The sequence below is a fragment of the Rhodococcus chondri genome, assembly GCF_036327435.1.
GTDB classification, from domain to species: domain Bacteria; phylum Actinomycetota; class Actinomycetes; order Mycobacteriales; family Mycobacteriaceae; genus Rhodococcus; species Rhodococcus chondri.
In genome coordinates, this window is the sequence record NZ_JAUZMZ010000073.1 from 1 (window position 1) to 23,535 (window position 23,535).

Sequence of the window (23,535 nt, forward strand, 5' to 3'; positions counted from 1 at the left end):
CGGTTGCCGTGGGTGCGGCTCGTACACGCGGACGCTGCCCACCCCCAGCTCGCCAGGCTCGGCGCCGGCACCGTGACCGCCGCGGATCTGCTCGGCGATCCGGCCGTCGTGGCCGCGATCGACGACCTCGACCACGGCGACGACGAGGAAGCAGCCGCACTGGCCGACACCGTCCTGCGGCTCGCCACGCGCGTCCGTGCCGACGACGTGCCTCCCGAACTCGGCGCCCTGCTGCTGCCCGATGCGGAGGGACTCCTCACACCGGCCGACGAACTGCTGCTGCCCGGTGCCCCGCTCGCCGAAGTTCTCGTCGACGACTCGCCGTTCGCAACCGTCGATCCGAACCTGGTCGACCGGTACGGCGCGGACGCGTTGCGCGCTGTCGGCGTCGGCTGGGGATTCACCGTGCTGCGCGCCGACCTGCCTACCGGCCCCGACCACGATCTTCCCGACGAGGACCTGTGGTGGGACACCCTCGACACGGATCCGGAGACGCTCGTCGCCGTCCGCGACCTCGACCTCGTCGCCGAAGATCGTTGGCCGCGCGCATTGTCGCTGCTGGCGGCGGACCCGGCCGTCGTGCCCGCCCTGAGCGATCGCGACGGCTACACCGCATGGTGGCTACGCAGTTACGCCGTGCTGGACGGGCAGCGTCTCGGCCACCTCCGGTACCTCGACGACACGGTGTTCGAGGGCCTCCTCGATGCCTGCACGCACCCGGACGCGGGGACGCTGCGGGCATCCCTGGCCACCACCCGGATCGACGACCTCGATCTCGCCGAGACACTCCTCGACCGGCTGGCGGACCCGTCCCGGCACCCGGATGCGGCCGCAGTGGCCGCCGCGCACGCCGCCCTGGCCGCGGCGCATGCGTCGGGAGCCGTCGATGCCGACAGCGTGACGTTGCCCGACGGGGTGCGCAGCCTCGCGGGTACCGTCGCCGACGCGGCGGATGCGCTCGTACTCGACACCGCATGGCAGGCGGCGGTCATTCCGCCCGAGCGAGCGCGGCGCTCTCGGTGACCGCGAGCGCGATGTCTTCCCCCCACCCCCACCACTGGTTGCTCGTGGAGCTCCGGGAGCCGGCGCTGACCACCGCGGTCACAGCTCTCACCCATACCGGCGGCATCGTCGCGGTCAGCGTTGTCGCTGCCGTGGCCGTGGTGTGGCTGGTCCGCATGGCCCGTACCGCCGGGGCGGTCCTCGTCGCCGCGGCCGTACTCACCGGCTGGCCCGTGATGACGCTGCTCAAGCAGTTCTTCGACCGGGACCGGCCACCGCAACCGGAGCGGCTGCTCGAACTGCAGACGCTCTCCTTCCCGTCCGGGCACGCGATGATGAGTGCGATTCTTGCGACCGTGTTCGCGGTGCTCGCGGTCCGGTCGTGGCCCGCGGGCAGCCGTCTTCGCCTGATCGCGCTCACTGCGCTCGGCTCCTACACCGTGACGGTGGGACTCTCACGGGTGTATTTGGGGGTGCACTGGCTCACCGACGTCGTCGTCGGCTGGTTGCTCGGGGTGCTCTGGGCACTGTTGTGGGTGTGGTTGATCACGTGGGCAGGTGGCGCGCCCGGGGTGCGGCCGTGGCGTCGCGAACCTTCAGCCGAGCCCGACCTGCGCTCCGCGCCGTCCGCGTCGTGCGGCGCGGCGTTGCAGGAGGAACAGCGCGGAACCCAACAGGCCCACGGCGATTCCCGCCACGCAGACGGGTAACGCCGAGTCCCAGCGGTCACCGGAGAGCAGCACGACCACCGCCGCGATCGCCCACAGTGCGGTACCGATCGCGAGAATCGGACGCGGATCGGCCAGGCGGCGGATCCGGTCGGCGATATCGTCTGTTCGCTTCACGAGTTGCAGATTAGTTCCTCGCCGCTGCAATAATCTCGTTCCGTTGCGACGCACCGACTCGACGAGCGGATAAATTCGACATGGCCGTGAGCACCGACTCCGAACGATCCTCATTTCTCGATACCTATTTCAAGATCACCGAACGTGGTTCGACGGTGTCTCGCGAAGTCCGTGGCGGCATCGTCACGTTCTTCGCGATGTCCTACATCGTGGTCCTCAACCCGCTGATCCTCGGTAGTTCCTCGGCCGACGACGCGTCCGCGAAGGTCGACGTTCTCGGAAACATCCTGCCGATCAACCAGGTGGCGGCCGTCACCGCGCTGGTGGCCGGATTCATGAGCATCGTGTTCGGCGTGGTGGCGAACTATCCGTTCGCAATCGCCGCGGGTCTGGGTATCAACAGCCTGCTCGCCGTCACCATCGCACCGCAGGTGACGTGGCCCGAAGCGATGGGCCTGGTGGTCATCGACGGCATCATCATCGTGGTGCTGGCCCTCACCGGGTTCCGGACCGCGGTGTTCAACGCGATCCCGGGTGAACTCAAGGCCGCGATCGCCGCGGGCATCGGCGCATTCATCGCGTTCATCGGCATGGTCGACGCCGGCTTCGTGCGCCGCATCCCGGACGCCGCGAACACCACCGTCCCCGTCGGTCTCGGCATCGACGGCTCGATCGCATCGTGGCCCACCTTCGTGTTCGTCGTCGGTGTGCTCCTCATGGGTGTCCTCGTGGTGCGCAAGGTCCGCGGCGGCATCCTCATCGGGATCGTCACCACCACGGTGCTCGCACTGATCATCGAGGCCGTCGTGAACGTCGGCCCGTCCCAGGGCACCAACCCGAAGGGCTGGAATCTCAGTACCCCGGAAACGCCCGACAGCTTCGCCGGCCTGCCGGACCTGAGCCTGGTCGGCGATGTCAACCTCTTCGGTGCTTTCACCCGCATCGGTGTGATCGCCGCGACGCTCCTCGTGTTCACCCTCGTTCTCGCCAACTTCTTCGACGCCATGGGCACCATGACCGGTCTCGGCAAGGAAGCCGGACTCACCGACAAGAACGGCAACCTGCCGGGTATCGGGAAGGCACTCGTCGTCGAGGGCGCCGGAGCCATCGCCGGTGGTGGCGCGTCGGCGTCGTCGAACACCGTCTTCGTCGAGTCCGCCTCGGGTATCGCCGAGGGGGCCCGCACCGGCCTGGCCAACGTGGTCACCGGCGTGCTGTTCCTGCTCGCGATGTTCCTCACGCCGCTCTACGAAATCGTTCCCGTCGAAGCGGCAGCACCCGCGCTGGTCGTCGTGGGTGCGCTCATGATCGGCCAGGTCCGCGACATCGACTTCGGCAACTTCGCAGTTGCGCTGCCCGCATTCCTCACGATCTTCGTCATGCCGTTCACCTTCTCGATCGCCAACGGCATCGGCGTCGGCTTCATCACCTGGGTGGTGCTGCACGCAGTCAGCGGCAAGATCCGCACCATCCACCCGTTGATGTGGATCGTGGCGGTGTTGTTCGCGCTGTACTTCTCGGTGGATCCGCTCACGGAACTTCTGACGTAGCAAGCCTGCTCGGTTCGTGCGAATCGGACAGTGACGTATTGTGCTCGCCATGATCTCGGATACACGCGCACTCGCAGGCGACCTCGCTCTCGCCGTTGTGCGTCTGACGCGTCATTTGCGGGGGCGGCGCACCGATTCCCGAGTTTCCCTGACTCAGATGTCGGCGATGGCCACGCTGAGCCAGGAGGGAGCGATGACCCCCGGTGCACTCGCCGCGCGAGAGCGGGTGCAGCCGCCCTCCATGACGCGTGTGATCGCCTCCCTCCACGACCTGGGCCTGGTCGAACGCACCCCGCACCCGACGGACGGCCGGCAGATCATCGTCACGCTGTCGGAGTCCGGCGCCGAACTGCTTGCCGACGAAGCTCAGGCACGCGAGGCGTGGCTCACCGAGCGGCTCGAAAAACTCGATCCGGACAGCCTCGCCACGCTGCAACGCGCCGTCGGGATCCTTTCGACGCTGGTGTCCGAGAACAGCTGAGCTCGCAGCCGTGAGCCCGCACCCGATTCGGTGCTCGCAGCACCATCGAGGAGAATGGTCGCGTGGTTCACGTCATCGACATCGACGATCCTGCCGATCCGCGGCTGGACGACTTCCGAGACCTCAACTCGTCCGATCGGCGTCCTGATCTGCCCGGAGGCAAGGGTCTGGTCATCGCCGAGGGGGTCCTCGTCGTGCAGCGCATGCTCGACTCCCGATTCGTCCCGGTCGGTCTGCTCGGCGTGGACCGGCGGCTCGGTGAGCTCGCCGACGACCTGCGCGATGTCGACGTGACCTTCTACCGCACCGATGCGGATGTCATGGCGGAGGTGATCGGCTTCCACCTCAATCGCGGAGTGCTTGCCGCCGCGCACCGACCGGTCCCGCTCGAACTCGACGACGTGCTGGAGAAGGCGAGCACCGTGGCGGTGCTCGAGGGCGTCAACGATCACGAGAACATCGGATCGATGTTCCGCAACGCCGCCGGACTCGGCGTCGATGCCGTGGTGTTCGGAAAAGGCTGCGCCGATCCGCTGTACCGGCGAGCGGTCCGCGTTTCGATGGGACACGTGCTGCGGGTGCCGTTCGCGCAGGTGGAGCGGTGGCCGCACGACCTGGATCGCTTGCGGGAGCGCGGTTTCCAGCTCATCTCGCTCACTCCGGATCCTCAGGCGATCCCGTTGGCCGAAGCGATGACCGGCGAAAAGGTGGCGCTGCTGCTCGGCGCCGAGGGACCGGGCCTGACCGAGCACGCCATGCGCGCCACCGATGTGCGTGCCCGGATTCCGATGGCACCGGGCACCGACTCGCTCAACGTCGCGACGGCGGCTGCGATGGCGTTCTACGAACGGGTCCGGCTCCCGCGGTGACCGCCGCGCCCTGACCTGCCGGTTCTACGGACGTCGAGCGCGGCGCCACCACCGATGCCGGACCGGTGCGGTGCCGGATGGCGGCGGGTCCGGCTCATCCTGACTGCGCAACGCGAAACCCCACACCTCGACATCATCCGGATCGAGTTCGCCGTCGGTGCGACCCACATAGCGGTAGCCGAGGAACGCGGCGTTGGCGGTGTCGACGAGACGGCGAGGATGAAACGGCAGCGCCTGCGGGTGCGGGGCGATGTGTGCGGGCCAGCTGATCGGATGGTCGCCTGCCCAGAACGGTCGTTCCCACACGAACGGGATGCCCTCGTCCTCGAAGAACTCGACGGGGCTCGCCCCGAACGACCGCCGCAGCGTGCCGCGTTCCCATGCTCCGAACGCGCCCCACGCGCCCGGCGGATCGGATACGACGAGATACGTCTGCTCGGACGCGAGTGTGTGGATCCAGCGCTCGGGCAGTGTCGACGGGCGCCGGAACATCAGGTCTCGGCTGCACACCACGGTGACGCCCGGATAGCTGCCTACGAACACCTGCGCCGCTCCGCCGTCGGCGTCGTCACTCCCGCCTGCGGCCCGGCGCAGGGACACTCGGCCGACCGGGTCCGCGTTCTGCTCGGGAAAAAGACGCTGCAGAAGACGTTGCGCGGCGCCGCAATCCGGCCGGGCCGTGCGCAACACTGCGGCGGGATCGGGAGCATCGACGTACCAGAGTGTCGATACCGACGCCGGCACCGTGCGGGTTCCTTCAGCCGCGCCCGTTGCTGCGCACGCCGAGCAGCACGTCGTCCCAGGAGGGCAGCGCGGGCTTGCCGCGCTTGTCCTTACCGGGGGCGTGTGCGGCGGCGCGCTTGGGTGCGGAGTCGTCGGCAGCGGGATCGGATGCGGGCTCCGCGGTCTCGGCGGGCTCGGTCGACGAGGCGGCAGGCTCGGCCTCGGTCTCGGTGTCGGACCGGGTCTCGGTGTCGGTCTCGGCGACAGGCTGATCGATCGTGACGGTCTCGGTGGAGACGATGTACCGGCCCGCCGGCTCGGTCTCCGTGGAGTCGTCGACGTCGCGGGCGGAGTACACCGGTGTCAGGTACCGCAGCGGACGGCCGCAGTCCGGATCGACGAGATCCGCGGCGACGTCGTCGAGCGCGACGATCGTTCCGCCGTGCGCGTCGGGCTGGTACCGCCAATGGGCCGTATTGGTGGAGCGACCGGCATGCCATTGGAGCTGCACCACCCAGTGGCCGTCGTCGTCGCGCCAGGCATCCCACGACGCCACATCGAGATTGTGGCTCCGTGCGCGGAATGCCTGGGTGACCGTTTCGAGCAGTGTCTGCACCGTCGGGCCGTCGGGTCGAACCGGATGTCCGTGCTGGGCCATTTCGGCCGCGCGTGAACGCTCGAGCAGCACCGGGTAGGCGAATCGTTCGACCTTCGACACCGGTATGCCGGCTTCTTCGGCGACCTGTTCGACGGATGCTCCGGCTCGGATGCGCGCCTGGATCTCCCGCGGGCGCAGCTGACTGGCGGTTTCGATCTGGATCTGGCCGAGGCGAGCGAGATCGCCGCGCGAAGCGGCGCGCAGTGTGTCGTCGACCGGGATGCGGAACTTGTCCCCTGAAGCGGGGTCGGCCAATACAACATGCTTAGCATCCGGCTCGAGACCGACCACTCGAAGCTCTCGCACCTTTGACCTCCTCGCGCCGATCGCGATTGACCTGCTCGACTGTAGTGGAATCGTTCCCTTCGCCGTGCCGGACACGCCGCGCCGCGCCGCGGGTTGTGCGATCTGCGGCGAAGTAGGCGCTATTCTCCTAGGTTTGCCGACAATGTCTGGATGCGTGATCGAGGGTTGAGATGCGGCCGGGGCCGGGTCCCGACGGACCCGGCCCCGGCCGGTGAGCAGACTTCGATGCTCAGAGCTGAGAGACGACCCAGTCGATCGCCTTGGTCAGCTGTGTGACGTCCTCAGGGTCGATCGCCGGGAACATGCCGATGCGCAGCTGCTTGCGGCCCAGCTTGCGGTACGGCTCGGTGTCGACGATCCCGTTGGCGCGCAGGATCTTTGCGACCTGTGCGGCATCGACCGACTCGTCGAAGTCGACAGTGCCGACAACCTGCGACCGCAGCGACGGGTCGGCGACGAACGGCGTCGCGTACTCGGAGGCCTCCGCCCACTCGTAGAGGCGCGACGACGAATCCTTGGTGCGCGCGACGGTCCAGTCCAGCCCGCCGTTGCCGTTCATCCACTCGATCTGGTCGGCGAACATGAGCAGCGTCGCGAGTGCCGGCGTGTTGTACGTCTGATCCTTGCTGCTGTTGTCCACCGCGATCGGCAGCGACAGGAACTCGGGCGTGAAGCGGCCCGACTCCTTGATCTCCGCCACCCGTTCGAGAGCGGCCGGGCTCATCAGCGCAATCCACAGGCCGCCGTCCGCGGCAAAGCACTTCTGCGGGGCGAAGTAGTAGACATCGGCGTCGGCGATGTTCACCGGCAGGCCGCCGGCGCCGGACGTCGCGTCGATCGCGATCAGGGCGTTGTCCGAACCGGCCGGGCGAGTGACCGGCACCGCGACGCCGGTCGACGTCTCGTTGTGCGCCCAGCCGATGAGGTCGACCGAAGCGTCGGCCACGATCTCGGGGGCCGAGCCGGGCTCGGCGGAGACCACGACCGGATCGCCGATGAACGGGTTCTTCTTGGCGACCGTCGCGAACTTCGACGAGAACTCGCCGTAGGTGAAGTGCTGCGAGCGTTCACGGATCAGGCCGAACGCCGCAGCGTCCCAGAACGCGGTGGTGCCACCGTTGCCGAGCACGACCTCGTAGTCGTCGGGCAACGAGAACAGGTCGCGCAGACCCGACCGGACCCGGCCGACGACGTCCTTGACCGGCTTCTGCCGGTGGCTGGTGCCGAACACCGAGGCGCCGACGTCGACGAGCGACTGGAGCTGCTCGGGGCGAACCTTGGACGGGCCGCAGCCGAAGCGGCCGTCTGCGGGCTTGAGGTCGGCGGGAATGATCGGTGAAGCGTCAGCCATCGGAATGCGTGTCCTAAGCGTCGAGGGACAAGTGCACAGGTAGTCTAGACCGCCCCGTGCGGTGTTCCGTCGTCGCTTCAGCGATGTGTGATCGAATCCCAGCCCGTCACCGAGTCGACCGGACGCGGATCGGGGCCGGTGTAGATGGCGGCGGGACGCACCAGCTTGCCGAGTCGCTTCTGCTCGAGGATGTGCGCGCACCAGCCGGCGGTCCGGCCGCAGGTGAACATCGCGGGCATCATCGCGGACGGAACTTCGGCGAAGTCGAGGATGACGGCGGCCCAGAACTCGACGTTGGTTTCGATCGCGCGGTCCGGACGGCGTTCGCGCAACTCGGTCAGCGCGGCCTGCTCGAGCGCAGCGGCCGCCTCGTAGCGGGGGGCATCGAGCCGCTTGGCGGTAGCGCGCAGCACCCGGGCGCGCGGATCCTCCGCGCGGTACACGCGGTGCCCGAAGCCCATGAGCTTCTCCTTGCGGTCGAGGATGCCCTTGACCAGCGCGCGGGGATCGTCGGACCGCTCGGTTTCCTCGATCATCGGCAGCACGCGGGCCGGGGCGCCGCCGTGCAGCGGACCGGACATCGCGCCCACAGCGCCCGACAGTGCCGCCGCGGCGTCGGCTCCGGTGGAAGCGATCACGCGTGCAGTGAACGTGGACGCGTTCATACCGTGCTCGGCGGCGGAGACCCAGTACGCGTCGATGGCCTCGACGTGCTTCGGATCGGGCTCGCCCTTCCAGCGGACCATGAAGCGTTCGGTGACCGTCTGTGCCTGGTCGACGCGCGCCTGGGAGACGGCGGGCTGGTAGATGCCGCGCGCCGACTGGGCGACGTAGGACAGGGCCATCACGGCGGCACGGGCCAGATGGTCGCGGGCGGTCTCGTCGTCGATGTCGAGCAGTGGCTCGAAACCCCAGATCGGAGCGAGCATCGCGAGGCCGGCCTGCACGTCGACGCGCACGTCGCCGGTGTGGATGGGCAGCGGGAACGGCTCGGCCGGATGCAGACCGCGCCCGAACTCGCCATCGACGAGCAGAGCCCAGACGTCCCCGAACGTCACACCGTGCCCGACGAGTTCTTCGATGTCCACGCCGCGGTAGCGCAGGGAGCCGCCGTCCTTGTCGGGTTCGGCGATATCACTGGTGAAGGCGACGACGCCTTCGAGACCGGCGACGAAATCTTCGGGAACTGACGGGCGCGCTGCCATGACGGATGTGTCTCCTCGCTCGCGTGCCGCCCGGTCCGAGCCGCACTTCCGGTGGAATGGAGACGCCGCAATTGTGATCGGCGCCCCACTCTGGTCGTCGTTCGAGAACTGTAGTACGTCTCGGCTCGATCCTGCGCGGCGGACTCCGCTAGTGGCCGTGCCCGGGTAGTAGCGTCATGGTTCGTGCCCGCAGAACCGCCGCATCCGGACCCGCAGCGACCCGAACCGCAACGTCCGGAGCGCTCCGCGAGCGACCTTGCGTCGATGCGGGTCGACTACAGCCACGTCGGCCGCCCGGACTCTCCGGATCCGGCCGTCGGTGAACTCGACCTCGAACCCGAGCAGGTTGCGTCCGGATGGCTTCCGCTTCTGCGCGACTGGTTGGCCACCGCGGTGGAGGCCGCGGTGCCCGAACCCAACGCGATGGTGCTGGCGACCGTCGACGAACATGGCCTGCCCGCGACACGGGCGGTGTTGTGCAAGGGCATCGACGCGGACGGCATCACCTTCTTCAGCAACTACGACTCCGACAAGGGCCGGCATCTCGCTGCCGCGCCGTACGCGTCCGCGACGTTCGTGTGGTTGCCTCTGCATCGGCAGGTCACCGTGCGCGGCCCGGTCACCCGCGTGACAGCGGAGGAGACCGCCGAATATTGGCGTACCCGGCCCCGGGGGTCGCGACTCGGTGCGTGGGCATCGCGCCAGTCCCGGCCCATCGGTTCGCGTATCGAACTCGAACACGCGCTCGTGGAGGCGGGGGAGCGGTTCGGTCCGGGCGACGACATTCCGGTGCCCCCGTTCTGGGGCGGGTTCCGGATCATCCCCGAATCGGTCGAGTTCTGGCAGGGACGGCCCGACAGGTTGCACAACCGGGTCCGTACCCGTCTGGTGGACGGGCGGTGGGTCACCGCGCGGCTCCAGCCGTGACGTGAGGTCGGTTGCCGATTCGCGGCGCTTCGGAAGTTGTTGACCGTCAGGGCGATCGGCGTGGGTCGAGCGCGCCGGTGCGGGCAGTGTGCGCGGCCGCACAGGTATGAAGCGGCAATTCCGTAGTGGGGACGGTCGCGGACCGCGACACTGGAGAGCATGTCGGAGCCGATCAGTCGCCCGATCCGCGGAGGCGGGTACCGGGCGGAAGTGTCCAGTGCGGGCGGAGCCTTGCGGTTGCTCGAACAGGACGGGCCGGAAGGTGGGTATCGGCTGACCGAGAGCTGGCCGGCGAATGCACGTCCGCCGCTGTATTCCGGCACGGTGCTCGCGCCCTGGCCGGGCAGAGTGCGCGACGGCCATTTCTTCTTCGACGGTATCGAGCATCAACTCGCGGTCACGGATCCTCGCCACGGCGCCGCAGTGCACGGATTCGCGTGGCATCGCGATTGGACATTGCTGTCTCACAACGAGTCCCGAATCGAGCAGGCGCTGGAGGTGGGATTGCACAAAGGCTGGCCCTACCAATTGCGGCTCACCGCAGCGCACGAGGTCGGGCCGGGCGGGCTCACCGTCACTCTCACCGCCACCAATGTCGGCGGCTACCATTCGCCGTTCGGTCTCGGAGGGCACCCGTATCTACGGGCGGGCGACGCACCACTCGACGAGTGCTCGCTGCAGGTCGCGGCCGGTACGCGGCTTCCCCTGGATCTGCACCGCGGACTGCCCAACGCCTACTCGCATCCGGTGGCCGGAACCGAATACGATTTCACGTCACCGCGATTGCTCGAGGGTGTGCATCTCGATGTGCCGTACGGCGCGGTCGACCAGGACGTCGACGGGCGTGCGCGTCACCGCCTGCTCGCTCCGGACGGGCGCGGCGTCGAGATGTGGGCCGGAAAAGAGTTCGGCTGGCTGCACGCGACGACGACCCGGCCCGATACGGGAGACGGCTACCCGGACCGCGGTCGAGCCCTCGCGCTCGTCCCGATGACCTGCCCGCCCGACGCATTCAACCTCGGTATCGATCTCATCGTGCTCCAACCGGAGGAGCAGTGGACCGGGCAGTGGGGGATCGCCGCGGTCGGTCCCGGCTCATGAGAGCAGGCGGGGCAGCGCGGGTGTTCGACGAGCGCCGGGACCTTCGGCGGGGACCGTTCGGTCACGGTGGGGAGGTGCCGCTTATCGCGTATTATTGCCGCAGGTGAGCAGCGTGTGTCGTTCCGGCGTCGAGGTCTCGGAGGTGGCGCGAGCGCGCCCGTCGCCTGTATCCATGAGACACCGTTCGGGGACTTTCGACAGACCCTGCCTCGGCGCAGACCCCGCGCTACGGCTAGGTTCTACGTGAATGTTCGGAAGTTTTCTCGTAGGTCTGAGCTTGAGAGGGATCCTTCGTGCCCGCTGAGAACGACACACCGCCCACCCTCAGCTACCCCGGTGGCGAGCACACGATGTCTATCGCCAAGGCGACGGAAGGCAATGACGGCATCGAGCTGGGCAAGCTCCTTGCGGAGACCGGGTACACCACCCTTGACCCCGGTTTCGTCAATACCGCCTCCACCAAGTCGGCGATCACTTATATCGACGGCGAGAAGGGCATCCTGCGGTATCGCGGATACCCGATCGAGCAGCTCGCCGAGAAGTCGACGTTCATCGAGGTCAGCTACCTGCTGATCTACGGTGAGCTGCCGACCGCGGAGCAGCTCGACCTCTTCACCGACAAGATCCGCCGCCACACTCTCCTCCACGAGGACCTCAAGCGCTTCTTCGACGGCTTCCCGCGCAACGCGCACCCGATGCCGGTCGTATCCAGCGCCGTCAATGCGCTGTCGGCGTACTATCCGGACTCGCTCGACCCGGAGAACTCCGAGCAGGTCGAGCTGTCGACGATCCGCGCGCTCGCCAAGCTGCCGACCATCGCCGCGTATGCCTACAAGAAGTCCGTCGGTCAGCCGTTCCTCTACCCGGACAATTCGTTGTCGCTGGTCGAGAACTTCCTGCGGATGACGTTCGGTTTCCCGGCCGAGCCGTACGAGATCGATCCCGAGATCGCGCGGGCTCTCGACATGCTGCTGATCCTGCACGCCGACCACGAGCAGAACTGCTCCACCTCGACGGTGCGCCTGGTCGGTTCGTCCGACGCCAACCTGTTCACGTCGATCTCCGGCGGCATCAATGCACTGTGGGGCCCGCTGCACGGCGGCGCCAACCAGGCGGTGCTCGAGATGCTCGAGCAGATCCAGTCCTCCGAGGGCGACGTCAAGGACTTCGTGCGCAAGGTCAAGAACAAGGAAGACGGCGTGAAGCTCATGGGCTTCGGGCACCGCGTCTACCGCAACTACGATCCGCGCGCCGCGATCGTCAAGAAGACCGCCGACTCGATTCTGAGCAAGCTCGGTGCGGGCGACGAACTGCTCGAGATCGCCATGAAGCTCGAAGAGGCCGCGCTGACCGACGATTACTTCATCGAGCGCAAGTTGTACCCGAACGTCGACTTCTACACGGGTCTGATCTACCGGGCGATGGGCTTCCCCGACCGCATGTTCACCGTGCTGTTCGCGCTCGGGCGTCTGCCCGGCTGGATTGCGCACTGGCGTGAAATGCACTCCGATCCGACCCTGAAGATCGGCCGCCCGCGGCAGATCTACACCGGATACCCGGAGCGTGACTACTCGGAGCTCGGCGCCCGCTGACGAATCGACGACCCGTGAGCCTCACGACCGACATCTCGACGAGGGAGTAGACCCATGACCAAACCTGAAATCGAATTCCAGGAGGGGCCTGCCCCTACCGAGCTGGTGGTCCAGGACATCACCATCGGCGACGGCGCCGAGGCGACGCCGGGTGCCGTCGTCGACGTCCATTACCTGGGCGTCGAATACGACACGGGCGAAGAATTCGATTCGTCGTGGAGCCGTGGCGAATCCATTCGCTTCCCGCTGGCCGGCCTGATCGCCGGTTGGCAGGAGGGCATTCCCGGCATGAAGGTCGGTGGCCGCCGCAAGCTGACGGTGCCGCCCGAGCTCGCCTACGGTCCCGCCGGATCCGGGCACCCGCTCGGCGGAAAGACCCTGGTCTTCGTGATCGATCTGATGGGCACGAAATAGACCGAAATCTTACCCACGGGGCCCCGTATCCGACATCGGATGCGGGGTCCCGTGGTATCAGCGCTCGCGGATGAGGACGGCAGCGAACACGTCGCCCCTGTTGTGGCCGAAGCCGCTCGTGGTGTAGCGCCACAGACCGTCGTCGCACCGGAAGTCGTCGATGCGGCTGCCCTGCGACTTGCGATCGGTGCGGATGATGTCACCGTCGTCGTCGACGATGATCACGTCGCAGCGGCCGCCGAAGCGCCGGTCGTTGTCGTGGTGATTGTCCGCCCGGGCGGTGGCCGAGGCGCCGACAATTGGCAGGACGGCCAGTGCTGCAACGGCAATGAAACTGCGGCTGTTGAACATTCGGGTCTCCAGCGGGTTCGGGTGCGGTCGGTGCATCCAGAGTGCGCCGCAGCCGGGCCCCGCTGAACCCACCCGAGGGTGGGAAAGGGCAACCCCGAGTCGGTCAGGAACTTCTCGCGCCGGCTCCGAGCATCGCGAGAACTAGTTCGACGTAGTTGCCGGTGAGTTCGTCGACGTCGACCCGGCCCGGTTGGTACCACCGCGCGACGTCGATCCCCAGCGACAGAATCGCCAGTGCCGCGGATGGAACGTCGCGCACGGTAAATGTCCCGTCGTCGACGCCGGCCTGGATCATGTCGCGGACCACCGCGTCCGTCGCCCGGCGGATCTCGGCGATCTCCCGGTAGTGCTCGTCGGTGAGCGCGTGGAGTTCGTACTGCGCGACACGGCACGTCGTGTGGTGCACGGCGTGGATGCGGACGAAGCTGTCGACGAGTGCCTGGATCCGGTCGACGGCACCGTCCGCGCCGGCGGCGGCCTCGGTGACGGCGTCGAGAACGCTGCGATGGCCGGTCCTGCTCGCTTCGAACAGCACCTCTTCCTTCGATTTGAAGTGCACGTACAGCGCTGCGGGGCTCAGACCGGCGCCGACGGAGATGTCCCGGGTCGTTGTCGCGTGGTATCCGCGGCGGGCGAACGATTCGACGGCGGAGTCCACGAGGCGGCGCGCGACCTGCGACCCCTCGGGCACGGTTCCCTCGCCGAAGGGGGGAGTGGAGGGTGCATCGCTCCTGGTTGTCTCGGTCATCGTTCCGTCCTGGTCGCCGTGGTGTTCGTTGACATCATGCACCCTGGTTGCTCTACTAAGTAAGCGCTTAGTTCGTGCGATCGCCCGAAAGGACACCTCCATGCCCGCTCCCGTCCTGTCCCGCCGCGACCTGGACTTCCTGCTCTACGACTGGCTCGACGTCGAATCGCTGACCTCCCGTCCGCGGTTCGCCGAGCACTCGCGCGAGACGTTCGGCGCGGTCCTGGACGTGAGCGCCGACATCGCGACCAAGCATTTCGCCACCCACAACAAGAAGGCCGACGCGCAGGAACCGCGGATCGGTGAAGACGGGCGCGTCGAGATCATCCCCGAGGTGAAGGCCGCGCTGGATCTGTTCTCCAAGGCCGGTCTCATCGCGGGCGGATTCGACGAAGCGGTCGGTGGCATGCAACTGCCCGTCACGGTCCTGCGGGCATCCATGGCCTGGTTCCAGGCGGCCAACGCCGGAACCTCCGCCTACCCGTTCCTCACCGCTGCCAATGCGGGCCTGCTCGCCGCGCACGGAAGCGACGAGCAGATAGCCACTTTCGTCCCTGCGATGCTCGAAGGACGCTTCTTCGGCACCATGTGCCTGTCGGAGCCGCAGGCCGGATCCTCGCTCGCGGACATCACCACCAAGGCTGCACCCGAGGACGACGGCACCTACCGGCTCACCGGCACCAAAATGTGGATCTCCGGCGGCGACCACGAATTGACCGAGAACATCGTGCATCTCGTGCTCGCGAAGATTCCCGGCGGGCCCGCGGGGGTCAAGGGCATTTCGTTGTTCATCGTCCCGAAGTACTTCGTGAACGCCGACGGCACGCTCGGCGACCGCAACGACGTCGCGCTCGTCGGGCTCAATCACAAGATGGGCAACCGCGGCACGACCAACACCCTTCTCAACTTCGGCGAAGGCACCCATACGCCGGGTGGCCGAGCGGGAGCGGTCGGGTACCTGCTCGGCGAACCGAACAAGGGCCTGTCGTACATGTTCCACATGATGAACGAGGCGCGCATCGGCGTCGGTTTCCTTGCTACCGCACTCGGCTACGCCGGATACCAGCAGTCTCTCGAGTACGCACGCACCCGCGCCCAGGGTCGGCCTCTCGGCGCGAAGGATCCCCAGGCTCCGCAGGTGCCGTTGATCGAGCACACCGATGTCCGGCGAATGCTGCTGGCCCAGAAATCGTACGTCGAAGGCGCACTGGCCTTGGGTCTGTACTGCTCGAAGCTTGTCGACGAGCAGCAGACCGCGGCCGACGCCGAAAGCCGTTCGCGCGCAGGTCTCCTGCTCGATGTCCTCACCCCGATCGCGAAGTCGTGGCCGTCGCAGTGGTGCCTCGAAGCCAACAGCCTGGCAATCCAGGTCCTCGGTGGCTACGGCTACACCCGCGAATTCGACGTCGAGCAGTACTACCGCGACAACCGGCTCAACCCGATCCACGAGGGAACCCACGGCATTCAGGGGCTGGACCTTCTCGGCCGGAAGGTCGTCATGCAGGGCGGCGCAGGGTTGGCGTTGCTGGGCGAGACGATCGGCGCGACCGTTGCGAAGGGTCTCGCCGCCGGAGGAGAGACGGCAGCGACGGCCGAGCAGTTGCATGCCGCGGTCACGCGTGTCGGGGAAACCACCGCGGCGCTGTGGTCGACCGGCGATCCTGCTCTCGCCTTGGCCAATTCAACGGTCTATCTCGAGGCTGTCGGGCATGTGGTGGTCGCATGGATGTGGCTCGAACAGTTGCTCGCGGTGGGCGAGCGCGCCGGCGCGTTCTTCGACGGCAAGCGCGCCGCCGCCCGCTACTTCTACCGGTTCGAACTGCCCAGGACCGGACCGCAGTTCGATCTGCTCGCGAGCCTCGATCGTACGACCCTGGACGCCGATCCGGCCGGCTTCTGACACCGGGCTGTTCCGGGTGAAGCCCGGCCTGTCAACGCCGCGCTGTGAGGCGGAGCAGAGTAACGCCGTTGTCGAACGGGCGACTTTCCGCGCGGGTGAAATAGTGCGGTTCGAAACCCGCTCGGAACAAAGGAGTTCCGTTACCGATCACAATCGGGTGGACCTTGAGGAGGAGTTCGTCGATCTCGGGCAGCAGCGCACCCGCAAGCGACCCGCCGCCGCACAACCAGATGCCCATCCCGTCCTGGCGCTTGAGGTCGCGGACGTATTCGAGCGGATCGCTGCCGACGACGGTGACGGTTTCGTCGGGGGCTTCGGTCATCGTCCTCGAAAAGACGTACTGCTGCAGATGCTGGTAAGCACTGGTGATCCCGGCGTCGAGGGATGGTTCCCACGTGCGTCGTCCCATGACCACCGCGTCGAAGTTCTTGTTGGGGGACTCTATTCCCAACTGGGTACGAAGATGCGTCGGGATGGTCTCGGGATATTCATCGATGAGGGCCTCCATTCCCTCCCCGCCGAGCGGGAAGAAGTCGAAGCCGCCGACCGGGTCGGCGATGAAACCGTCGAGAGTGGTCGCAACGTAGTACGTCAGCACTCGCATACATCCTCCTGCAGTTTCAAGATCGGGCGGAAGCCCGATCGACAAGCAACGCTAAAGCGTGACGCACCGTTTGTGCCAGCACTTTCTGCGGATCGCCGTCGAAATGTTGTTCCTCGCTGCGGGTCCCGCCCGGTCCGGTAGTGGCGAAACACACCGTGCCCGGAGGGCGGCCGTCCTGTGGATCCGGTCCGCCCGCGCCGGTCACTGCAACGACGATCTGCGCGCCGAGTAGTTCGGCCGTGGATTCGGCCATTGTCCGAGCGGCGGATTCGCAGACCACCGGCCCTTCGGCGACCTGCAGCAGTCCGTGCTTCACCGAACGCGAATAGGCGACGATGCCACCGCGGAACCACTCGGAACTGCCTTCGGCGGCGCCGAGCCGGGCCGCGAGCGTGCCCGCCGTCAGCGACTCTGCGCACCCCAGCGTGAGTTCACCTTCGGACGCCAGCTCCGCGAGCTCCTCGATCAGTGCGTCGGAGCGGTCGGAACCGTCGACCACATCGTCATCGGACATCGGTTTCTCCTTGTCGATCGGAGTTTGCTCGAGCGGAGGTCTTCAGGACGGGGGTTCGGGGTTGGAGGCGCGGAGCCAGCGGGTGAGCAGGGTGCCGTCGTCGTCGGACACGAGATGGGCGCGGCGCATTTCGGTGAGTCCCGCCAGCGGTGCCGTGGCGATGCGGCCCTCCGCTCCGGCAGCCAGCACCGGAGCCCAGGTCAGGCACAGGTCGTCGACCACACCGTCGACGATCATCCGGCCGAACAACCGCGGGCCGCCCTCGCACAGCACTCGCTTCCAGCCGGCGTCCTCGATTGCCGTGAGGAGGGCGGTGCCGTCGATCTCGTGGTCGGCGATCACCCGCACATCCGCGCCGGCCTGTTCCAGGGCACGAAGCTTGGACTTCGGGGCGCGATCGGTCGTGAATACCACCGGGGGGATCGTCGTGTCGGTGAACACGCGAAGGTCCGAATCGAGATCTCCCGACGCCGTCACAACGACGATCGGTGGCACCGGAGCCAGCCCGGACGCTGCACGACGTTCGCGGAGCGCTTCGCTGGTGCGCGCGCCGCCGTAGTTCTCGCTACGCACGGTGCCGGCGCCGACGACGATCACGTCGGCGAGTTCGCGGAGCAGCCCGAACACCTTCTTGTCGGCGGGTGTGCCGAGCGCACCCGAGCGGCCTTCCACAGCGACGGCACCGTCGAGCGACGATACGAAGTTGATGCGCATCCACGGCCGGGTGAGCTCGGCCGGATATGCGTACAACGCACGTAATCCGGCGTCGTCGATCGTGCGGGGTGAGACCGAGGGATCGTCGAGTCGCTGCATGCCGTCGATCAGATCACGCCCCGTTCACTCCCGCTACGTCACGCATCGTGACCGGCGTCCATGTTCCGCACATCGCGGAAGGTCACCAGCTCGTCGAGATCTTCGCGGAGTTCGCCGCGGTCGGGAGCGAGCATGAAACCGACGTGATCGCCGAGGCTCACCCTTCCCACGATCTCACCCGTGAACCAGGCCGCCGCATCGTCGAGGATCGGCAACCCGTGAGGTCCCTCGCGCCACGCGCATTGCTCGAACTTGTCGATCTCGTCGCCGGTCTGCTCGCCGAACAGCGACGCGATGCGCAACTGCGACCGGTTCAGGACGTGCACGGCGAGATGATCGGCCGCACCCGCGACACGGAAGGTGCGGTTCTTGTCCGAGAGGCCCACGAGAAACCTCGGCGGGTCGATACCTGCCTGGGTTGCGAATCCCACCAGGCACCCGCTGCGTTCCTGCTGTGCCCGGGCGGTCACGACGAACATCGGATAATCGAGCCGACCGGCGATGGACGCAAAGCCGTCGGAGGAACCGGAGACTCGGTTGCTGTCGGACATGAGCGCATCGTACGTCGCCCCTCCCTCGAGCGGCCGCGAGTTTGATCCTCGCGGGTCTGCGGTACCCGAGGCGCTATGACGGCCGAAACAGGTGGACGGGAAGCAGCGGGGTCCCGAGCAGCGGGGGCTGCGATTGCAGCCGACGACTCCCGCAAGCCCGACTCACCCACCGACATCAACAAACCCTCGTGGAAGTACGCGTTACGCAGGACGGTTCGCGAGTTCAGTCGTGACCAGTGCACCGATCTCGCCGCCGGACTGACCTACTACGCGGTGCTCTCCCTCTTCCCGGCGCTGCTCGTGGTGGTTTCACTGCTCGGTGTCTTCGGCCAGGGACAGACCACCGTCGATACGGTGCTGCAGATGGTCGAGGATCTCGGACCTGCGACAGCGGTCGACACGCTGCGCGGGCCCGTCGAACAGCTCGTGCAGGCACCCACCGCCGGTCTCGCGCTGCTCTTCGGTGTCCTCGGCGCGCTGTGGTCGGCTTCCGGGTACGTCGGCGCCTTCGGGCGCGCGATGAACCGGATCTACGAGATCGAAGAGGGCCGGCCGGTGTGGAAGCTGCGCCCGCTGATGCTGCTCGTGACCGCGTTGGCCCTGGTAGCCGCCGGTGCCACCGCACTGATGCTGGTGATCAGCGGTCCCATCGCCCGCGCCATCGGCGACGTCGTCGGTCTCGGCGATACCGCTGTGACGGTGTGGAGCCTCGCGAAGTGGCCCGTGATGTTGATGCTCGTCGTGATCATCGTGGCAGTGCTGTACTACGCGACGCCGAACGTGGCGCAACCGAAGTTCCGGTGGGTGAGCCTCGGTGCAGTGATCGCGATTCTCACGTGGATCGTGGCGTCTGTCGGATTCGCCTTCTACGTTTCGAATTTCGGTAGCTACAACAAGACCTACGGGTCGCTCGCCGGTGCGGTGATCTTCCTGCTGTGGCTCTGGATCACCAACCTCGCCTTGCTGTTCGGAGCCGAATTCGACGCAGAGCTCGAGCGCGGTCGCCAGTTGCAGGCCGGGATTGAGGCGGAGAAGACCTTGCAGCTTCCGGAACGCGATACCCGCGGTATCGAGAAGAACGAAAAGAAGCACAACGAGCTCATCGAGCACGGTCGCCGTCTCCGCAGTGCCCACGGCGGGGAATCCCGCGCCGGAAGCACGGCTGACGACCGCACCGAAAGGAGTAAGTGATGTCTGCATCGACCGGCGATTCACGTCATATGGCAGAGCAACCGAGAGACCTGTCCACCGTCGAACTGACCGAGAGACTCACTGCTCAGGTGTCCACTCTCGTGCGGACCGAGATCACCCACGCGGTCGACGAGGTGAAATCCAAGGGCACCCGCCTCGGGATCGGTGCGGGTATCTCCGGTGCGGGTGCACTGCTGCTGTATCTGGGTATGGCGACGCTCATCGCTGCCGCGGTGCTGGGACTCGCGACCGCTCTGGATCCGTGGCTCGCCGCGCTGATCGTCGGATTGGTGGTTCTCGCGATCGGTGGCATCCTCGCGGCCGTGGGTGCGTCGAAGGCGAAGAAGGCCGCGCCCCCGATGCCCGAGCACACGGTAGACAGCCTCAAGGCCGATATGGCCGCAGCGAAAGGTGCTCTGCGATGAGTGATTCGGCAAAAGACAACCCGGCGACGAACAGTCCCGCGACGAACAGCCCCGTCACAGGCGCAGTTCCCACCGTCGATACCGACATCGAACAGCAGCGGGCCGAACTCGCCGCGACCGTCGGCGAACTCGCCGATCGGCTGGACGTGCCGACCCGCGTCAAGCACGCCGCGGACGAAAGGCTCGACCAGGTGCGCGACCGCCCCGACCTGATCGCTGCCGCCGCTGGGGCTCTCGTCGCAGTGCTGGCACTCGTCGTTTGGCGGCGACGCCGGCGCTCGAAGAACGAGCTCGTCGTTCTGCGAGCGCCGGTGTATGTGTGAGTTCGGGTCTCAGCCCTCCTGAGAACCCAGCTGCTGCGCGAGCGCCTCGAGGACCGCGGGATCCTCGATCGTCGACGGCACAGAGTACTGCTCGTGATCGGCGATCTGCCGCATGGTCTTTCGCAGGATCTTTCCGGAACGGGTCTTCGGCAGCGCCTGCACGACAGTGACGTCGCGGAAGGTGGCGACCGCACCGATCTGGTCGCGCACCATCGCGACCAGTTCCTGGCGGAGCGTCTCGGGATCGATCTCCACGCCGGCCTTGAGGACGACGTAGCCGGACGGGCGCTGGCCCTTGAGTTCGTCGCGGATGCCCACGACGGCGCACTCGGCCACCGCCGGATGCCCCGCGACCACCGCTTCCATGCTTCCCGTCGAAAGCCGGTGCCCTGCCACGTTGATGACGTCGTCGGAACGGCCCAGAACGAAGACATAGCCGTCTTCGTCGATGAAGCCCGAGTCGCCCGTGAGGTAGTAGCCGGGGAAGGTGTCGAGATAGGACCGGCGGTAGCGCTCCTCGTCGTTCCACAGCCCGGTCAGGGTGCCGGGAGGCAGCGGCAGGGCGATGACGATATTGCCTTCGGTGTTCGCCTGAACCGGCTTGCCTTCCGCGTCGACGACCTCGACGCGGTATCCGGGCACCGGAACGGTCGGCGAGCCGGACTTGAGCGGCATCGGGTCGAGACCGCGCATGTTCGCCACGATCGCCCACCCGGTTTCGGTCTGCCACCAGTGGTCGACCACGGGGCGTTCGAGAACCTTCGTAGCCCATTCGTAAGTGTCCGGGTCGAGGCGTTCGCCCGCGGCGAAGAGTGTCTCGAGCGTGTCGATGGAGTATTTCTTCAGCTCTTCGGCGTTCGGGTCGGCCTTGCGCACAGCCCGGATCGCTGTCGGCGCCGTGAACAGGGCCTTGACGCCGTTCTCGGCGATGATCCTCCAGAAAGCCCCGGCATCGGGCGTGCCGACCGGCTTACCCTCGTACATCACCGTCGTCGCACCCGCGAGCAGCGGCCCGTACACGATGTAGGAGTGGCCGACGACCCAGCCGACGTCGGACGCCGTCCACCACACGTCGCCCGCGCCGATGTCGTAGATGTTGCGCATCGACCACATGAGCGCGACGGCGTGCCCACCGTTGTCGCGGACCACGCCCTTCGGCTTCCCTGTGGTGCCGGAGGTGTACAGGATGTACAGCGGGTCGGTCGCCGCGACGCTCACCGGCTCGGCCGGCGCCGCATCGAGGATCAGATCGTCCCAGTCGAACCACGCAGCGGACGAGGTCTTGTAGTCGGCGGCCGCGCCGGGGATCTGCTCGCGGTTCTTCACGATCACGGTGTGCGGCGGGGTCTGCGACAACTGCAGGGCCTGCTCGACCATCGGCAGGTACTCGATGGTGCGACCGGGCTCGAGGCCACCGGACGCGGTCACCAGCAGTACCGGCCGGGCGTCGTCGATGCGGGTGGCGAGTTCCTTCGCAGCGAAGCCGCCGAACACCACCGAGTGCACCGCGCCGAGGCGCGCGCACGCGAGCATCGCGATTGCCGCTTCGGGAATCATCGGCATGTAGATGATGACGCGGTCGCCGGCGACGACGCCCTGTTCGCGCAGCGCACCCGCGAACGTCGCAACCCGGTCGAGCAGTTCGGCGTAGGTGTAGGTGAGCTTCGCGGGAACCATCGCCGAATCCCAGATCAGGGCCGGCTGATCACCACGTCCTGCGCGCACATGCCGGTCGAGGGCGTTGTAACTGGTGTTGAGGGCGCCGTCCGGAAACCATCGGTACGACGGGGCCTGCGAGTCGTCGAGCGCGCGTGTCGGGGCGCTGTCCCATTCGACGTCCTGCGCCGCCGAGAGCCAGAAGGTCTCCGGATCGTCCACGCTCTGCCGGAACGCCTCGTCGTACGAGCTCATCGCGCAATCCTTCCTCGCCGGTCGTTGTGGCCGACCGTTGTGACCGTGACCACCTTATGCGACATGTACGGACGCAGTCCTGAACACACAGCCTTCTCCTGCCCGCCTGCGCCGGGCGGCGCCGAACGCTCGACGAACGGACGGTGACCAGGTCGGCGGACAGTGGCCGAGCGGAAAGCGATGCAGTGCGCAGTCCAGTAGCGTGGCTGCATGGCGTTGCTGGCCGAGGACCTCATGCTGCTGCTTCTCGACGACGACTCGGGCAGGGCCTTGGTGGACTCCACCAAGCTTCCCCGGGTACTTGCCGGCGCGGTCCTGCTCGAGCTCACGCTCGATGCTGTCGTCGGTCTCGACACGGAGGGCAGCCGGGTCAGGAAGGGCCGGTTGGTGGTGCGCACTGCTACCGTCCCGTCCGATCCACTGCTGGCGCATGCGGTACGCCGGCTTACCGACGCGAAACCGATGAAACCGGAATCCGCCGTCGAGAAACTGAGCAAGGGGATTCGCGAAACGCTCCTCGGCCGAGTCGTCGAGCACGGATGGATCCGAGAGGAACGTGGCCGGGTGCTCGGCATATTTCCGACGAAACGCTGGCCTGCCGTCGACGACAGTCACGAGCGGCAGGTTCGCGCCGAATTGCGTTCGGTGCTCGTCGACGGCTCCACCCCGACGGCGCGCGCCGCGGCGCTCGTGTCCCTGCTGTCGGCGGTGGATGCCGTCCCGAAAATCATGCCGGACGTCGACAAGCGGCAGATAAAGAAGCGGGCCGAGGAGATCGCCGAAGGCGATTGGGCGGGCAAGGCGGTACGCAAGGCGGTCGACGCTGTCAATACTGCCGTCATGGTGGCGGTCACGGTGCCTGTGATCGCGTCCAACTGAGCCGAGGTGAAATCGGGCTGGGTGTTTCCGGCAGTCCTAGGGTGTATCCGGCAGTCCCAGCCGCCGGTAACGGGCGAGTCGCCGTGAGTAGCGGTCGGAGTCGGATTCTGCGGCAAGGCCGGTCAGTTCACGCGCGACAGCTGCTCCGACCCGCTTCGCGAATTCGAGCGGTTCCTCGGCGGCATCGGGATATTCGGGTACCACGCCGTCGATAATGCCGTCCCGCAACAGATCTCGTGACCGGATGCCCTGCGCCGCCGCCATCCGGGGAGCGTGGGTGACATCGCGGTGCACGATGGCG

The 23,535-nt window shown here is 67.1% G+C and carries 25 protein-coding genes and 2 pseudogenes; 14 read left to right on the forward strand and 13 right to left on the reverse strand.

Going from position 1 to position 23,535, the window contains the following annotated elements:
• A pseudogene (locus Q8814_RS13965) lies at positions 1-1,023 on the forward strand (ATP-binding protein); the annotation flags it as partial.
• An 11-nt stretch (positions 1,024-1,034) separates the two neighbouring features.
• Entirely contained in the window at positions 1,035-1,712 is a 678-nt protein-coding gene (locus Q8814_RS13970) for a phosphatase PAP2 family protein (protein WP_330152619.1), read from the forward strand.
• Here Q8814_RS13970 and Q8814_RS13975 read toward each other — a convergent pair.
• Positions 1,599-1,847 carry a DUF2530 domain-containing protein gene (locus Q8814_RS13975; RefSeq protein WP_330152620.1) on the reverse strand — a complete coding sequence of 83 codons (249 nt, stop codon included), beginning with the start codon at positions 1,845-1,847 and terminating at the stop codon, positions 1,599-1,601. The genes Q8814_RS13970 and Q8814_RS13975 overlap by 114 nt on opposite strands.
• Before the next feature lie 80 nt (positions 1,848-1,927).
• Between Q8814_RS13975 and Q8814_RS13980 the strand changes: the two genes are divergently transcribed.
• The 3 genes from Q8814_RS13980 (at position 1,928) to Q8814_RS13990 (ending at position 4,747) form a co-directional block, all read left to right on the forward strand.
• Positions 1,928-3,397 carry an NCS2 family permease gene (locus Q8814_RS13980; protein WP_330152621.1) on the forward strand — a complete coding sequence of 490 codons (1,470 nt, stop codon included), beginning with the start codon at positions 1,928-1,930 and terminating at the stop codon, positions 3,395-3,397.
• A gap of 49 nt (positions 3,398-3,446) precedes the next feature.
• Positions 3,447-3,878 (forward strand): Rv0880 family HTH-type transcriptional regulator, encoded by a 432-nt coding sequence (locus Q8814_RS13985; protein WP_330152622.1) that lies wholly within the window; start codon positions 3,447-3,449, stop codon positions 3,876-3,878.
• Positions 3,879-3,940: 62 nt separating this feature from the next.
• A complete protein-coding gene (locus Q8814_RS13990) occupies positions 3,941-4,747 on the forward strand; it encodes a TrmH family RNA methyltransferase (RefSeq protein ID WP_330152623.1) in 807 nt (268 codons plus the stop codon).
• A 24-nt stretch (positions 4,748-4,771) separates the two neighbouring features.
• Here the strand turns inward: Q8814_RS13990 and Q8814_RS13995 are convergent, their stop codons facing one another.
• The 4 genes from Q8814_RS13995 to Q8814_RS14010 all read right to left on the reverse strand — a co-directional run bounded on the left by Q8814_RS13995 (position 4,772) and on the right by Q8814_RS14010 (position 8,990).
• Positions 4,772-5,491 (reverse strand): DUF6928 family protein, encoded by a 720-nt coding sequence (locus Q8814_RS13995; RefSeq protein WP_330152624.1) that lies wholly within the window; start codon positions 5,489-5,491, stop codon positions 4,772-4,774.
• A gap of 13 nt (positions 5,492-5,504) precedes the next feature.
• Positions 5,505-6,434: a septation protein SepH gene (sepH, locus tag Q8814_RS14000; RefSeq protein WP_330152625.1), complete on the reverse strand. Its 930-nt coding sequence runs from the start codon at positions 6,432-6,434 to the stop codon at positions 5,505-5,507.
• Between the two features lie 229 nt (positions 6,435-6,663).
• The gene (gene serC, locus Q8814_RS14005; RefSeq protein WP_330152626.1) at positions 6,664-7,785 is read right to left on the reverse strand and encodes a phosphoserine transaminase; all 1,122 of its coding nucleotides are present in this window, start codon (positions 7,783-7,785) and stop codon (positions 6,664-6,666) included.
• A 77-nt stretch (positions 7,786-7,862) separates the two neighbouring features.
• Complete coding sequence (locus Q8814_RS14010) at positions 7,863-8,990, reverse strand: citrate synthase 2 (protein WP_330152627.1); 1,128 nt, start codon at positions 8,988-8,990, stop codon at positions 7,863-7,865.
• 264 nt (positions 8,991-9,254) lie between these two features.
• On the opposite strand from Q8814_RS14010, the gene pdxH reads away from it, so the two are divergent.
• From pdxH to Q8814_RS14030, 4 genes are all read left to right on the forward strand, one after another.
• Positions 9,255-9,917 (forward strand): pyridoxamine 5'-phosphate oxidase, encoded by a 663-nt coding sequence (pdxH, locus tag Q8814_RS14015; RefSeq protein WP_330152643.1) that lies wholly within the window; start codon positions 9,255-9,257, stop codon positions 9,915-9,917.
• A gap of 159 nt (positions 9,918-10,076) precedes the next feature.
• Positions 10,077-11,018: an aldose 1-epimerase family protein gene (locus Q8814_RS14020; protein WP_330152628.1), complete on the forward strand. Its 942-nt coding sequence runs from the start codon at positions 10,077-10,079 to the stop codon at positions 11,016-11,018.
• Between the two features lie 293 nt (positions 11,019-11,311).
• On the forward strand, positions 11,312-12,610 hold the full coding sequence (locus Q8814_RS14025) for a citrate synthase (protein WP_330152629.1): 1,299 nt from the start codon (positions 11,312-11,314) through the stop codon (positions 12,608-12,610).
• Between the two features lie 54 nt (positions 12,611-12,664).
• On the forward strand, positions 12,665-13,024 hold the full coding sequence (locus tag Q8814_RS14030; RefSeq protein ID WP_330152630.1) for an FKBP-type peptidyl-prolyl cis-trans isomerase: 360 nt from the start codon (positions 12,665-12,667) through the stop codon (positions 13,022-13,024).
• A gap of 57 nt (positions 13,025-13,081) precedes the next feature.
• On the opposite strand, the gene Q8814_RS14035 is transcribed toward Q8814_RS14030, so the two are convergent.
• Both Q8814_RS14035 and Q8814_RS14040 read right to left on the reverse strand, forming a co-directional pair.
• The gene (locus Q8814_RS14035; protein ID WP_330152631.1) at positions 13,082-13,375 is read right to left on the reverse strand and encodes a hypothetical protein; all 294 of its coding nucleotides are present in this window, start codon (positions 13,373-13,375) and stop codon (positions 13,082-13,084) included.
• Between the two features lie 103 nt (positions 13,376-13,478).
• On the reverse strand, positions 13,479-14,123 hold the full coding sequence (locus tag Q8814_RS14040) for a TetR/AcrR family transcriptional regulator (protein WP_330152632.1): 645 nt from the start codon (positions 14,121-14,123) through the stop codon (positions 13,479-13,481).
• A gap of 100 nt (positions 14,124-14,223) precedes the next feature.
• On the opposite strand from Q8814_RS14040, the gene Q8814_RS14045 reads away from it, so the two are divergent.
• Entirely contained in the window at positions 14,224-16,023 is a 1,800-nt protein-coding gene (locus tag Q8814_RS14045) for an acyl-CoA dehydrogenase (protein ID WP_330152633.1), read from the forward strand.
• Positions 16,024-16,054: 31 nt separating this feature from the next.
• Here the strand turns inward: Q8814_RS14045 and Q8814_RS14050 are convergent, their stop codons facing one another.
• The 4 genes from Q8814_RS14050 to Q8814_RS14065 are packed head-to-tail and all read right to left on the reverse strand — an operon-like array spanning position 16,055 to position 18,505.
• Positions 16,055-16,627 (reverse strand): dihydrofolate reductase family protein, encoded by a 573-nt coding sequence (locus Q8814_RS14050; protein ID WP_330152634.1) that lies wholly within the window; start codon positions 16,625-16,627, stop codon positions 16,055-16,057.
• 16 nt (positions 16,628-16,643) lie between these two features.
• Positions 16,644-17,141, reverse strand: coding sequence for a CinA family protein (locus Q8814_RS14055; RefSeq protein WP_330152635.1), 498 nt, complete (start codon positions 17,139-17,141; stop codon positions 16,644-16,646).
• Positions 17,142-17,183: 42 nt separating this feature from the next.
• Positions 17,184-17,954, reverse strand: coding sequence for a pyrimidine reductase family protein (locus Q8814_RS14060; protein ID WP_330152636.1), 771 nt, complete (start codon positions 17,952-17,954; stop codon positions 17,184-17,186).
• Between the two features lie 38 nt (positions 17,955-17,992).
• Positions 17,993-18,505: a flavin reductase family protein gene (locus tag Q8814_RS14065; RefSeq protein ID WP_330152637.1), complete on the reverse strand. Its 513-nt coding sequence runs from the start codon at positions 18,503-18,505 to the stop codon at positions 17,993-17,995.
• A 75-nt stretch (positions 18,506-18,580) separates the two neighbouring features.
• Here Q8814_RS14065 and Q8814_RS14070 point away from each other — a divergent pair, with 75 nt between their 5' ends.
• Genes Q8814_RS14070 through Q8814_RS14080 form a run of 3 tightly spaced genes read left to right on the forward strand, consistent with a single transcriptional unit; the run spans position 18,581 to position 20,444 of the window.
• Positions 18,581-19,696: a YihY/virulence factor BrkB family protein gene (locus Q8814_RS14070; protein ID WP_330152638.1), complete on the forward strand. Its 1,116-nt coding sequence runs from the start codon at positions 18,581-18,583 to the stop codon at positions 19,694-19,696.
• Positions 19,696-20,121 carry a phage holin family protein gene (locus Q8814_RS14075; RefSeq protein WP_330152639.1) on the forward strand — a complete coding sequence of 142 codons (426 nt, stop codon included), beginning with the start codon at positions 19,696-19,698 and terminating at the stop codon, positions 20,119-20,121. The genes Q8814_RS14070 and Q8814_RS14075 overlap by 1 nt, the downstream gene beginning before the upstream one ends.
• The gene (locus tag Q8814_RS14080) at positions 20,118-20,444 is read left to right on the forward strand and encodes a DUF3618 domain-containing protein (RefSeq protein WP_330152640.1); all 327 of its coding nucleotides are present in this window, start codon (positions 20,118-20,120) and stop codon (positions 20,442-20,444) included. The genes Q8814_RS14075 and Q8814_RS14080 overlap by 4 nt, the downstream gene beginning before the upstream one ends.
• 9 nt (positions 20,445-20,453) lie before the next feature.
• Here Q8814_RS14080 and Q8814_RS14085 read toward each other — a convergent pair whose 3' ends face one another.
• Positions 20,454-22,355, reverse strand: coding sequence for a propionyl-CoA synthetase (locus tag Q8814_RS14085; protein ID WP_330152641.1), 1,902 nt, complete (start codon positions 22,353-22,355; stop codon positions 20,454-20,456).
• Positions 22,356-22,565: 210 nt separating this feature from the next.
• On the opposite strand from Q8814_RS14085, the gene Q8814_RS14090 reads away from it, so the two are divergent.
• Positions 22,566-23,234, forward strand: a complete 669-nt coding sequence (locus Q8814_RS14090) for a GOLPH3/VPS74 family protein (RefSeq protein WP_330152642.1) — start codon at positions 22,566-22,568, stop codon at positions 23,232-23,234.
• A 36-nt stretch (positions 23,235-23,270) separates the two neighbouring features.
• On the opposite strand, the pseudogene Q8814_RS14095 reads toward Q8814_RS14090, so the two are convergent.
• A pseudogene (locus tag Q8814_RS14095) lies at positions 23,271-23,535 on the reverse strand (acetyl-CoA carboxyl transferase); the annotation flags it as partial.

Excerpts from the sequence above, each read along its gene's own strand:
- Q8814_RS13970 (WP_330152619.1), top strand. The coding sequence starts at position 1,035 with ATGTCTTCCCCCCACCCCCACCACTGGTTGCTCGTGGAGCTCCGGGAG.
- Q8814_RS13980 (WP_330152621.1), top strand. The coding sequence starts at position 1,928 with ATGGCCGTGAGCACCGACTCCGAACGATCCTCATTTCTCGATACCTAT.
- Q8814_RS13985 (WP_330152622.1), top strand. The coding sequence starts at position 3,447 with ATGATCTCGGATACACGCGCACTCGCAGGCGACCTCGCTCTCGCCGTT.
- serC (WP_330152626.1), bottom strand. The coding sequence starts at position 7,785 with ATGGCTGACGCTTCACCGATCATTCCCGCCGACCTCAAGCCCGCAGAC.
- Q8814_RS14010 (WP_330152627.1), bottom strand. The coding sequence starts at position 8,990 with ATGGCAGCGCGCCCGTCAGTTCCCGAAGATTTCGTCGCCGGTCTCGAA.
- pdxH (WP_330152643.1), top strand. The coding sequence starts at position 9,255 with ATGCGGGTCGACTACAGCCACGTCGGCCGCCCGGACTCTCCGGATCCG.
- Q8814_RS14020 (WP_330152628.1), top strand. The coding sequence starts at position 10,077 with ATGTCGGAGCCGATCAGTCGCCCGATCCGCGGAGGCGGGTACCGGGCG.
- Q8814_RS14030 (WP_330152630.1), top strand. The coding sequence starts at position 12,665 with ATGACCAAACCTGAAATCGAATTCCAGGAGGGGCCTGCCCCTACCGAG.
- Q8814_RS14035 (WP_330152631.1), bottom strand. The coding sequence starts at position 13,375 with ATGTTCAACAGCCGCAGTTTCATTGCCGTTGCAGCACTGGCCGTCCTG.
- Q8814_RS14040 (WP_330152632.1), bottom strand. The coding sequence starts at position 14,123 with ATGACCGAGACAACCAGGAGCGATGCACCCTCCACTCCCCCCTTCGGC.
- Q8814_RS14045 (WP_330152633.1), top strand. The coding sequence starts at position 14,224 with ATGCCCGCTCCCGTCCTGTCCCGCCGCGACCTGGACTTCCTGCTCTAC.
- Q8814_RS14050 (WP_330152634.1), bottom strand. The coding sequence starts at position 16,627 with ATGCGAGTGCTGACGTACTACGTTGCGACCACTCTCGACGGTTTCATC.
- Q8814_RS14055 (WP_330152635.1), bottom strand. The coding sequence starts at position 17,141 with ATGTCCGATGACGATGTGGTCGACGGTTCCGACCGCTCCGACGCACTG.
- Q8814_RS14060 (WP_330152636.1), bottom strand. The coding sequence starts at position 17,954 with ATGCAGCGACTCGACGATCCCTCGGTCTCACCCCGCACGATCGACGAC.
- Q8814_RS14065 (WP_330152637.1), bottom strand. The coding sequence starts at position 18,505 with ATGTCCGACAGCAACCGAGTCTCCGGTTCCTCCGACGGCTTTGCGTCC.
- Q8814_RS14070 (WP_330152638.1), top strand. The coding sequence starts at position 18,581 with ATGACGGCCGAAACAGGTGGACGGGAAGCAGCGGGGTCCCGAGCAGCG.
- Q8814_RS14075 (WP_330152639.1), top strand. The coding sequence starts at position 19,696 with ATGTCTGCATCGACCGGCGATTCACGTCATATGGCAGAGCAACCGAGA.
- Q8814_RS14080 (WP_330152640.1), top strand. The coding sequence starts at position 20,118 with ATGAGTGATTCGGCAAAAGACAACCCGGCGACGAACAGTCCCGCGACG.
- Q8814_RS14085 (WP_330152641.1), bottom strand. The coding sequence starts at position 22,355 with ATGAGCTCGTACGACGAGGCGTTCCGGCAGAGCGTGGACGATCCGGAG.
- Q8814_RS14090 (WP_330152642.1), top strand. The coding sequence starts at position 22,566 with ATGGCGTTGCTGGCCGAGGACCTCATGCTGCTGCTTCTCGACGACGAC.